Source organism: Colwellia sp. MB02u-14, from assembly GCF_014076915.1.
GTDB lineage: Bacteria > Pseudomonadota > Gammaproteobacteria > Enterobacterales > Alteromonadaceae > Colwellia_A.
In genome coordinates this window covers 68,698-76,384 of sequence record NZ_JACGUX010000086.1, presented here as the reverse complement: position 1 = coordinate 76,384, position 7,687 = coordinate 68,698, and the positions used below count along the sequence as shown (strand labels likewise).

Below are 7,687 nucleotides of genomic sequence, written 5' to 3'. Positions count from 1 at the left end.
TTTGCTAAGATTGATGTCATGGGAAAAGATCTGGTGGCGGGGTTTATCACCGATGATTACAAGGCCTCGGTTAAAGAGGTACTAGATAAGGCTCTGCAAGGTGAAGAGTCGGCTAACTATGAATTTCCGCTGTATACCAAAACGGGCGACCGGGTGGATGTGCTGTTGAACTCCACTTCTCGACGGGATGCCTATGGCCAAATTATCGGGGTCGTGGGCGTAGGACAAGATATTACAGAAGCTAAGAAATCACAGGCTCAGGTAGTTCAGGCTTCAAAACTGGCCACGCTTGGCGAAATGGCAACCTCTGTTGCTCATGAGTTAAATCAACCTCTTAATGTGATACGAATGGCTGCAGGTAATAGTCGTCGAAGAATTAAAAGCCAGAAAAGTAACAAAGACACTGAGTATATACTTGAAAAATTAGTGCGTATTGAAGGGCAAACGTCTCGCGCAGCTGCAATTATTGATCATATGAGAATGTTCGGTCGTAAGGCCGAGGAAAAATCAGAAATGGTGGATCCTCGCGAGGTTGTTTCTAATGCCCTCGATTTACTGGGAGCACAACTCAAACTAGCGGGTATTCAAGTAGTCACTAATTTCCCTGAAAAATGCAGCAAAGTGATGGGACATACTATACAGATGGAGCAAGTTATTCTGAATCTTTTGGCCAATGCAAGAGATGCGATGAAAGACAATATATCGGGTTCAAGGATCACGCTTAGTATTACTGAAAAGGATGAGATAATTACCATTTCTTCTCAAGATACTGGTGGCGGAATTCCTGAACATATACTTTCTCGAATTTTTGAACCTTTTTTTACAACAAAGGAAATGGGCAAAGGAACCGGCTTAGGCTTATCTGTGAGCTACGGAATTATATTGGAAATGGGCGGCGCTATCATTGCGGAAAATATTACTGATGGCGCAAAATTTTCTATCACACTTCCGACAACAAATAACATCATTCAAAAAATAGATCTGATGGGGATTTAAATGAAAAGAATAAAAATGTTAATTGTGGATGATGAACCCTTCATACTTGAAGAGGCCTCAGAAGCATTGGAATTTGAAGGCTATGATTCTCTAACTGCAAGCAATGTATCGGATGCACTAAAAATAGTGCGTGACAATCCTGATATTGCCCTAATATTAACAGACTTGAGAATGCCTGGACAGTCGGGGTTAGATCTAGTCGACATTCTAAAGGAAGAGTTTAATAACAAGCTTTGTTTTATAGTCATGTCTGGGCATGGCAGCTCTGACGTTGAAGATAGTGTCATAAAGCAAGGTTTTGCTTTTATACGTAAACCATTAGATATTGATGAACTGATAGATACTATTAAATTAAGGCTTGAAAATTAAATCTAAGGAAAATTCACCTTGATAACAAAAATTTTAATAGTCGACGACGAAGCATATATTCGTGAAGAACTACTCGAAACGATCAGCGCGGAAGGATATGAATGTTGTGAAGCAGCCAATGGAGAAGAAGCGCTCAATATTCTTCGAAGTGATAATGAGATTGCTATTGTCCTTACAGATATTCAAATGCCGGGGAAGGACGGTATTCAAATGATCCGCGAGGCTAAAGAAGAAAACTGCAAAAATCGTAATGTGGAGTTTATCATTATGACGGGACACGGTGGGTCAGCAGAAGCTATTTCTGCATTGAAATTGGGTGTTTTGGATTTTATTGAAAAACCGATTGATATTGAACACCTTTGCCATGTCGTCCGTCGAGCAGAAGAACTGGTCATTTTGAGGCGCACAAAAGAGTATTACCAAGCTAGTCTTGAAGCTGATGTACATGCAAAAACGATTAAGGTTCGCAACCTTCTAAAGGATGTTGAAGATGCGTATGACGAAGCGTTGACATGCCTTGCTGTGGCAGCCGAATTCAAAGATCCTGAAACGGGTTATCATATAAAGCGAATTGGTGAGTATTCCAAATTTATGGCTAAACAACTTGGCTGGTCAGAAGAGCGTCAACATATGATGTTGTTAGCCGCCCCACTGCATGACATAGGCAAGATCGGCACGCCCGAAATTATTTTATTGAAACCCGGAAAACTCGACGCTGATGAAGTCGCAATTATGAAAGAGCATTCACAAAATGGTTATAATATTTTGTCTCATGCAGAACATTCAGTCATGAAAATGGCAGCAACGATTGCAAAAAATCATCATGAACGTTGGAATGGAGGAGGTTACCCTAGAGGTCTCAAAGGAACAGAAATCCCCATTGAAGCTCGTATTGTCGCTGTGGTTGACGTTTATGACGCGCTTAGGTCAAAACGTCCTTACAAACCGGAGTTTGATCAAGAAAAAGCGTTGTCAATCATGCTTGATGGTGACGGTCGAACTGATCCGTCGCATTTTGACCCACAAATGTTGGACATTTTACGTAATAATTCTGAACAGTTCGATGCAATTTATAAAGGTCTTGCTGATTGAAAACAGGGTAAAACATTTATCAGGTCTTAAAGATAAGAGGATATATTATGTACGGAATGGTTAATAAAGCAGTGGAAGATATGGTCTGCACGCAATTTGGCGAGCCGGTATGGGAAGATATTAAGTCCTGTGCAGGGGTCGACATAGACGTATTCATGAGCAACTAAGCGTACCCAGACGAAACGACTTTCTAGTTGGTGAGCGCGAGCGCGGCAAGTAAGGTACTGAAGATGACCGCAGAGGCTGCAACGAAAGACACCCATTGTAAAACTGAGTGCTATTTTTCAATTGAACTACGCTTATAGGGTGTTTCATTTCTAATCAGGTAGATGGCTTATGCCCCAGCCTCGAAAAAGCCAAGTCAGTTTAATTGATACTCCTTATTATCATTGTGTTTCTCGTTGTGTTCGCCGTTCCTTCCTGTGCGGTGTGGATAAGTATTCTGGCCAAAGTTACGAGCACCGCCGTGGTCGGGTAGAAGAGCGATTGCTGTTCTTAGCCACGTTTTTTGCCATTGATATCTGTGCCTATGCGGTGATGAGTAACCATACGCATGTGGTGGTGTATGTGGATAAAGCGCTAGCTGACAGCTGGGATATCAAAACGGTGTTAAGCCGTTACCATCAGTTACACAAAGGCACATTGCTCACTCATAAATACCTCAAGGGCGAGATACTTAGTCCGGGAGAGTTAATCACCTTTGATGAAACCGTTGAGCGATATCGGCAACGCTTATACGACATCAGCTGGTTTATGCGTAATCTGAACGAGTACATTGTAAGCCCCTAACCAACCGCCTTATTGATATTCCAAGGTAGTAATGCTTCAACCTCTTCTACGGTTTTTGCCTGAGGAAATAACGTGAAGACGGTTTTTAAATAAGCTGACGGCTCTAGGTTGTTCGCTTTTGCGCTTTCCACCAAGCTGTATAAATTAGCACTCGCCTTGACTCCCTCTACGCTCACAGAGAATAGCCAGTTTTTTCGACCTACCACAAAAGGCCTAATGCAATTTTTAGCATGATTATTATCCATCGGCCACGCGCCATTCTCCGTATACTGGCTCAGTTTGTACCACTGATTGCTTAAATAGGTGAGTGCCTTGGTTAACTTCGCTGATTTTACCGGATGCTTTAACGATTTATCGAGCTACTTCTTTAACGCCGCTAATATAGGGACGCTTTCTTTTTGCCGAACGGCATATTTTTCATCGGTTGTGACTGCTTTTATTCCTGCTTCAATACGAAAGAGTTTTTGAATGTAAGACAGCGCTTCCTCAGGTTTCCCCGAGGTACCTTTAGGTTGTGCATCACTCGCTTCCTTAAAATAACGCCTAGCATGTGCCCAACAACCTAAATGCGTTAAGCCATTGGTTTTAGCAACCGCGTCGTAAACGGCATAACCATCTGTCATTAACGTACCACTAAAGTCACCTAACATCAGTGCAGCTACGCTGGTTTCTCTGGTGGGGCTGTAATGAAACAAGACCATCCGCTGCTCGGTATTATTGGTCATTATCCACATGCGACTTTGTTGGCTCGCGCGACGCTCTTCTTCTTTGAGTACTTGAGTCACGGTTTCATCCATGAAAAGCACGTCTTGCGCCCTTAATACATCAAGTCCTAAATTAATCAGGGGTTGCACTAATTGGCCACACTTAATCATCCAGTTCGCCATACTGGTTGAGTCTAGCTCGACGCCTAGGCGTTTAAAAATGAGGTTGCTTTGACGATAAAGTGGTAAGCCGTCACAATATTTATGCGTGGCGATTTGCGATAATAATCTTGGACTGGCAATAGATTTTTCAATCGGTTGCGCGGGCTTTTTAGCGGTAACAAAATAATCATTACAACACGGACACCTATATTTACGGCGTACGTGGTTTAAAACGGTTACCTTAGCAGGGGTATAATCGAGCTGCTTATGGCATTCATCACCAAAATGTCTTAGCACTTGATTATCATGCGGACAAAACTTTTCATCTTCCGCTAAGTCATGAATAATATCGGTAACGGGCAAATCATCAGGGATTGATAGGCGTTTCTTTTTACGCTGGTGAGCAGGCACAAGCGTTGTACTTTCTTGTGCGTCATCTTCATCACTTAATATTTCAGCTTCGTCGAATAAACCTAGTTGGTCGGGAGACCACTTTTCATTCGACGCACCAAAACGTTGCTGAGTCATGTAACGAATGTATTCTTCTAAGGTGGCGATTTTATCTGATTTCTTAGTAAGCTGGGCGTCTTTTTTGTTAAGTTGAGCGTCTTTTTTTAAGAGTGATTTTTCATTATCATCAAGCACACTTTTCTGCTCAGACAACTGAGCTTCTAGCGATAAAATACGCTGAGTTAATTGCTCGTTATTGAACGTAAGCGGTTTATTTGAATGGAAATATTATAAAAAACACCTGGAAAGCCGAGTCAAGCTCGATGTTTTTATGGGGTTTTATCGCACTTAATATCAACGCCTCGCAGCAACCAATGCAACTGTTCTTCATCAATGTTAATCGTCGCTAAATCATGTTTTTTAGGCCACTTGAACTTATCTTTTTCAAGGCATTTGTACCACAAACAAAACCCCGTTTTATCCCAGTAAAGTAGCTTCAATTTATTGCGTTGTTTCGAGCAGAAAACAAATAGAGCGCCCGAGCCTAATGACTCCTTCATCGTTAATTCAACAATGGCGGCAAGGCCATCAATTTGTTTTCTAAAATCAACGGGATCACGACGTAAATAAACGGCAGAAGGCTGAATAAACATCTTCATGCGAGTTGCCCCATTAAATTGACGAGCCAATTCACCTCAGTTTGACTGTCGAGTGTCAGCTCAATGTTACCGATGTTTAGTTTAATATCACGTAGGGGGTTGGTATTTTTCAGCACAGGCTCGGCCAAGTGAACTTGAGAACAAGGTGATGTCATGACTGTTGCCTCTCTAGCAGCTATTGATGTTACAGGTGTTGCCACTGCTTTTTGTTTGTAAAAGCTAGAGGTCGGTATACCTTGCTCAAGGCAAAATTGTTTTATTGATAAATGGCTTTCCCTTTGGGTTTCAAAAAGTGTAAGCCATTGCTGTGGTGTTCGTCGCATGATGATCTCTTTAAATAATTAAAGTGATCATAAGTGAATGTTATTGATGGGGGAATAATGCGGTTTATAAGGGGCTTACGATTAATAGACGAAAATAGCCGACTTTCACTCCTTTAAAAATATAAAATAGATGTCAATATGGAAAGTATGAGGCATCCTGTATTTTGATTTTATGAAAAATGAGGTTTTATTTTACTTATACTCCGAACACTCGGCAGAAGGATCTTAAAGCGGGCACCATTATCGATGTTTTCAACGACAATGGTGCCGTTCATATCACGAATAATCCCATAACCTACAGACAGTCCTAAGCCCGTACCCTTGCCCATCTCTTTTGTTGTGAAGAATGGCTCGAAGATGCGCGGCAGAATCTCTTCGGGAATACCCCCGCCGGTATCCTCAGTGCAAATATGGACACCTTCATCGTCGAAAAATACCCGTAATGTAATCTTCGCCTCGCCCTCTCTTTGAACAATGGCATCTCTGGCATTAGTGAGAAGGTTCAAGAGCACTTGTTCCAACTGAATAGTATGACCCAAAACAAAGGGACAGTCTTCGGCAAGCTCGGTCACCAGCTTAATTCCAGCCAACCTCAATTGCTCTCCCATGAGGTTAAGCGAATTCGTTACCACCTTTCGAGGATCAACTGGCGCTGGGTCTTCCTCTGCCTTGCGCCCGAACATCCGCATGTGATCGATGATTGCAGCTGCTCGAGCAGTCTGCTGCTCAATGCGGCTCAGTTTACCGTATAGGTATTCGGTGTCAGCGGTGCCGGTAGAAACTTTGCGGCGGCAATTCTCAGCAGCCATGCGAATGATGTTTAGTGGTTGGTTTAGTTCATGCGCGACTGATGTCGCCATTTCACCGAGTGTAGCTAATTTTGATGCTTGAATGATTTTGGCTGAGGAGGCTTTGCGTTCGTTCTCATGGAGTTCCATGGTGTTTAGCATGGTATTAACCCATGCTATGATGTCGCCGAATTCGTTGTTTTGATCTGTAGCAAGTCGCTTATGGTATCTTTTATGCTTTGTGACATAGTGGACCAAACTAATCAAGTCTCTGATCGGGGTGTTCAGTCTTTTTTGCAGTGTCCAGTTCAGTAAAGAGGCCAATATAAAACTACCTAAAAGAGTCAAAACTGAGATCAGGAGGAGATGGTCTTTTTGAGCAGCTAAACCCTCTGTGCTTGCAGACATCACAATAAGACCGAGATATTCTCCGTTCTTCATTATTTTATAGTTTAGATAAATATTATTATTTTTGAACTCTACAGCCTTATCAAAATGCTCAATAACCGTGTCATTAATCATTTCAGGATGTCTATATTGAGCAAATAATTGATTGTCGGCATTATAAATTTGTGTGTACTGGATAGTTTCATTCAGCTCGAGTGTTGATAGCACTCTTTCCCCAGCTTCAGCATCATCAAACAATAATGCGGACTCGCTAGTTGTTGCCAATAACATGATCTGGTTGTTCATCAACGCTATTAAATTACTTTTGTAATCACTCATAATATATGAGTATAACAGTCCAGAAAGGACGAGAAGCGGGAGAACATTAATTGCAACCACAGCGATAAGTCGTCTATAAAAAAATCCAATCCTATTTTTTTTCGGAGGACTCATCACTTGATCCTTGCCAGCTTTAATAATTCCGAGCTAATATCAACATTCAAAGAATCGATTTTCTTTAGATTAACTTCAAAGCGTAGTTTTTTATTTTCTATGTAAAAAATTATGGATGCATCGGGAAAATAAATACTGGATGTATCGGCTACGATGACAGTACTGCCACTCAGACTCTGGGCATCAATAAGCTTCAATGCTGTTTTTTTGTTCGCATACCTAACGTAAATTAACTCACATTTTCTTGCGGTATTGAGTTGCAATACTACGATTGACCGTTCCAAGTCTCCAGCTTGCCTGCTTCCAACTACTTGGCGAAAAAATGCCAAAAAATTATTCGGTCCGTCTATACAAACTCGTATTTCATAAGGCCGCTTGACCGACTCTAATTCTCGCCAATTAATAAAACTGATGAAGTGCCATATATAGGCCATTTTTAATTTATCTTCCTTACTTAAGGAATCCTCGGCGTTGATTGAAAAACATAATAAAAGGCAGAATATGCCTACGAAGAG

General features: G+C 41.6%; 9 protein-coding genes and 2 pseudogenes. 5 read left to right on the top strand and 6 right to left on the bottom strand.

The genetic code is table 11. From position 1 onward, the window contains the following. From H4J52_RS16375 to H4J52_RS16355, 5 genes and pseudogenes are all read left to right on the top strand, one after another. On the top strand, positions 1–996 hold a 996-nt coding region (locus H4J52_RS16375), incomplete at its 5' end, for an ATP-binding protein (protein WP_220461109.1). A 15-nt stretch (positions 997–1,011) separates the two neighbouring features. Beyond that, positions 1,012–1,365: a response regulator gene (locus H4J52_RS16370; RefSeq protein WP_259366637.1), complete on the top strand. Its 354-nt coding sequence runs from the start codon at positions 1,012–1,014 to the stop codon at positions 1,363–1,365. Positions 1,366–1,383: 18 nt separating this feature from the next. After that, on the top strand, positions 1,384–2,457 hold the full coding sequence (locus H4J52_RS16365) for an HD domain-containing phosphohydrolase (protein ID WP_182178806.1): 1,074 nt from the start codon (positions 1,384–1,386) through the stop codon (positions 2,455–2,457). Positions 2,458–2,504: 47 nt separating this feature from the next. After that, complete coding sequence (locus H4J52_RS16360) at positions 2,505–2,624, top strand: heme NO-binding domain-containing protein (protein ID WP_310649992.1); 120 nt, start codon at positions 2,505–2,507, stop codon at positions 2,622–2,624. 169 nt (positions 2,625–2,793) lie between these two features. Further along, positions 2,794–3,234 (top strand): annotated as a pseudogene (locus H4J52_RS16355) (transposase); the annotation flags it as partial. An 8-nt stretch (positions 3,235–3,242) separates the two neighbouring features. Here the strand turns inward: H4J52_RS16355 and H4J52_RS20140 are convergent. From H4J52_RS20140 to H4J52_RS16330, 6 genes and pseudogenes are all read right to left on the bottom strand, one after another. Then, the gene (locus H4J52_RS20140; RefSeq protein ID WP_310649995.1) at positions 3,243–3,377 is read right to left on the bottom strand and encodes a transposase domain-containing protein; all 135 of its coding nucleotides are present in this window, start codon (positions 3,375–3,377) and stop codon (positions 3,243–3,245) included. Positions 3,378–3,413: 36 nt separating this feature from the next. Then, positions 3,414–4,757 (bottom strand): annotated as a pseudogene (gene tnpC / locus H4J52_RS16350) (IS66 family transposase); the annotation flags it as partial. Positions 4,758–4,891: 134 nt separating this feature from the next. Next, entirely contained in the window at positions 4,892–5,221 is a 330-nt protein-coding gene (gene tnpB / locus H4J52_RS16345; RefSeq protein WP_182178808.1) for an IS66 family insertion sequence element accessory protein TnpB, read from the bottom strand. Next, positions 5,218–5,544, bottom strand: a complete 327-nt coding sequence (tnpA, locus tag H4J52_RS16340) for an IS66 family insertion sequence element accessory protein TnpA (RefSeq protein WP_182178810.1) — start codon at positions 5,542–5,544, stop codon at positions 5,218–5,220. Before tnpA ends, tnpB begins: the two co-directional genes overlap by 4 nt. Before the next feature lie 170 nt (positions 5,545–5,714). Next, positions 5,715–7,172 carry an ATP-binding protein gene (locus H4J52_RS16335; protein WP_182225182.1) on the bottom strand — a complete coding sequence of 486 codons (1,458 nt, stop codon included), beginning with the start codon at positions 7,170–7,172 and terminating at the stop codon, positions 5,715–5,717. Then, positions 7,172–7,606, bottom strand: a complete 435-nt coding sequence (locus H4J52_RS16330) for a YfiR family protein (RefSeq protein WP_259366638.1) — start codon at positions 7,604–7,606, stop codon at positions 7,172–7,174. Before H4J52_RS16330 ends, H4J52_RS16335 begins: the two co-directional genes overlap by 1 nt. Positions 7,607–7,687: the final 81 nt, after the last annotated feature.